The sequence below is a fragment of the Candidatus Roseilinea sp. NK_OTU-006 genome (genome assembly GCF_012931985.1).
Classification (GTDB): domain Bacteria; phylum Chloroflexota; class Anaerolineae; order J036; family Brachytrichaceae; genus JAAFGM01.
The window spans coordinates 1-2,769 of record NZ_JAAFGM010000096.1 but is presented as its reverse complement, the minus strand read 5'-3'; the positions used below and the strand labels follow the sequence as shown (position 1 = coordinate 2,769).

General features: G+C 61.5%; 3 protein-coding genes. 2 read left to right on the top strand and 1 reads right to left on the bottom strand.

The genetic code is table 11. The annotated features are described in order from the left end of the window. The coding region (locus GXH28_RS15755; RefSeq protein WP_169239961.1) for a ThuA domain-containing protein at nucleotides 1–484 on the bottom strand (484 nt) is incomplete at its 3' end. A gap of 352 nt (nucleotides 485–836) precedes the next feature. On the opposite strand from GXH28_RS15755, the gene GXH28_RS16900 reads away from it, so the two are divergent. Together GXH28_RS16900 and GXH28_RS15745 are read left to right on the top strand one after the other, a co-directional pair. Continuing rightward, nucleotides 837–2,087: a BTAD domain-containing putative transcriptional regulator gene (locus GXH28_RS16900; protein WP_169239960.1), complete on the top strand. Its 1,251-nt coding sequence runs from the start codon at nucleotides 837–839 to the stop codon at nucleotides 2,085–2,087. Between the two features lie 226 nt (nucleotides 2,088–2,313). Beyond that, nucleotides 2,314–2,766: a hypothetical protein gene (locus tag GXH28_RS15745; RefSeq protein WP_169239959.1), complete on the top strand. Its 453-nt coding sequence runs from the start codon at nucleotides 2,314–2,316 to the stop codon at nucleotides 2,764–2,766. Nucleotides 2,767–2,769: the final 3 nt, after the last annotated feature.

Genomic DNA, 2,769 nt, shown 5'->3' with positions numbered 1-2,769 from the left:
CGTAGTCCTCGAAAGTCGTCGTCGCCATCACCCGAATGGCCGGATCTACGTGCATGTAATACTTCTCGCTCCACACCTCGAAGTCCTGTATGCCTTCGGTGATGGGGTTGCGATCAATGATATTGACCCAGTAATGCCGGCCGTCGTTGCCCGGATGCGCTACCCATTGGCCGCCGGTCATGAAATGGTATTCCGTCTCGTTGCGAAAGGCGTCGCACATGCCGCCGTGGCAGCCGGCCAGGCCGACGCCGCTGCGCACCGCATCCAGCAAAGGTTCGAGCTGCTCGCGCTTGATCGTGCCCATCGTCCAGATCGGCACGATCAAATCCAGCGACTTGAGCCGCGCGCCGTCGAGGAAGGCATCGAGCGTGTCGGCGCGTTCGACCGAAAATCCATCGCGCGTCAGCGCGTCGCCTAAAAGTTCGGAGACTTCCTTCGGCTGGTGACCTTCCCACCCGCCGTAAACGATGAGCGCCTTCTTCATAGCGCAGCCGATTGTAGGCCAGCCGGGTGCAAAAACAAATCGTCTCGCGATTGTCTGCTGGCTCAGCGCCACGCCGCCGACAGTGTGCATGTCATTGAGAAGCAGGCGAATGTAAACTGATGAGCAAGCGTGGCAGGCGCAATCATCAGCGCGAATTGCATCAAGGGGAACATTGCATCACTCACACGCCAACGATTCACCACATGACCATTCGACGCGCGCCTGCATCGAAACGTGCTGAGAACGCAACTCTGGTCAAGAGCCGACAAGGGGGAAGTGAACGTTGGCTGCTCAACTGTCCTTGACGGGCTTGCCTGAGGTCTTTGACCGAACCGGTCGAGAATTCACCGGAGTGGCGTCGGCGCCCACTGAACTCGTGCGCCAGGCATGGCAATGTGCCCAACACGCCTGCGACAAGGGTGACTGGGATCAGGCCGCGACACACCTGGGACGGGCAACCTTGCTAGCGCATGCTTCGCATGATCCATTGGTCGAACACATCCGCGAAGCCGAGCAGTTGATCGCGCGGTTGCGCGATCTAGCACAACAGCACGCCTATCATCGCAACGCCTGTGAGCTGGCAGATCGAGCGATGCGTGAGGCGCAGAAAGCGTTGCACTCGCTCTTTCAACCGGCGTCCACCGTTACTGCCGCATCGCCGACCGTCGAATTGCCGGCGCCGGGTGCGGCGCAGGGTGGATGGTGGCAAAGGCTTTTGTCCGTCACCGGCTTTCGCTCCCACGTTCCTGCGCCGGGCGTCGAAGGTCGCGCGGGATTGAGCGTGCACCTGGGTGACTTGCCCGCGCAATCGGCTGCAGCCGCAGATGCGAACGTGCAGCTTCGCCTGGGGCTGACGGTGCACACGTTGGGTGGACTGCGCATCATGATCAATAACCGGCCGATCGAACGATGCGCCAGCAGCCGAGGGCGCGCGGTGTTCGCCTACCTGCTCGCTCACCGCAGCCAGCCCGTCCCCCGTGATGTGCTCATGGACGTCTTCTGGCCCGATGCTGCGCCAGATGCCGCGCGTAACAGCTTGAATGTTGCCCTACACAGCCTGCGACGTGTCTTCAAAGAAATCAGTGCTGTACCGATCATCGTGTTCCAGGATGGCGCCTACAGCCTCAACCCCGAACTGGCCGTATGGTTGGACGTCGAGGCATTCGTGCAGCATGCGGACCTGGGATACAAACGGGAAACAACGGGGGACGTTGATGCGGCCATCTCCGAATACGAGGCGGCTGCCTCGCTCTACGGCGGCGACTTCCTGGCCGATAGCCCGTACGAGGAATGGACGACCCTGCCGCGCGAGAGGCTGCGGCTGGCCTATCTCGACATCCTCGACAGGCTCAGTTGCATTCGTCTAAGCCGTGAACAATTCGCAGCATGCGCCGCGTTGTGCCAGCTCATCCTGGCGCGTGATGCGTGCCGCGAGGACATTCACTGCCGGCTGATGCGCTGCTATGCCCGCCAGAATCAGTATCCGCTGGCAATACGGCAATACCAGGCTTGTGTCGAGGCATTGCGCGAAGAGCTCGGCGTCGAACCTGTAGAAGCCACCGTCACGCTATACGAGCGCCTCCGCCGCCACGAAGCCGTGTGAAGTGCACCGCGCCCCTCCATACGCGAGTCGCTTAATTCGAGCGGCGTCGAAATTAAGCGCTGCAACAGCGCCGATTAAGTGCGGTCGGATAGAAGTGTGTGTGCGCGCCGAAAGCCATACGGGCCCAATGGTCGAGGCGCTAGGGGGAGGTCTCCGAATAGACCTGAAATCCAATCAGTCAGATCGAAAAGGAGAAAGACAAATGGCACATATCAGTGTTCCCGCGGTGCTCGAACCCGCATACGACGGCGAGATGGACGTGCAAGTCATCGAGATCGCCGAGCCAGACACGCCGGTGCCCACCAATCACATCCGCACGACGCAGAACTGGCGCGTGCATGTGGAGTGGAAGATGCGCGGCGCGCTTGCAGCGTTCTTGGTGGACGAGTTTCGCCTGCGCGCCTTCTTGGAGTCCATCGGCCCAGGTGCCGAGCTGGCGCTACCGATCGCCGGCCCGCTCGTGGTCAGCACTATGGCCGGCGCGCTCAGCTTTCCCGGCGGCATCGCAACGCGCACTTACGCAGCAGACATCAACGTCCCGGCCGGCACCGTGCCTGCTGGCGTCTACAAGTTGGTGACCACGCTGCAGTTGCACGATGACGCGCCTCCGGGGGCGCCGTATCCCATCGCCGGGATGGTGGAAGGCCCATTCCTGAACTTCTTCAACCCAGGCCCGTAAACC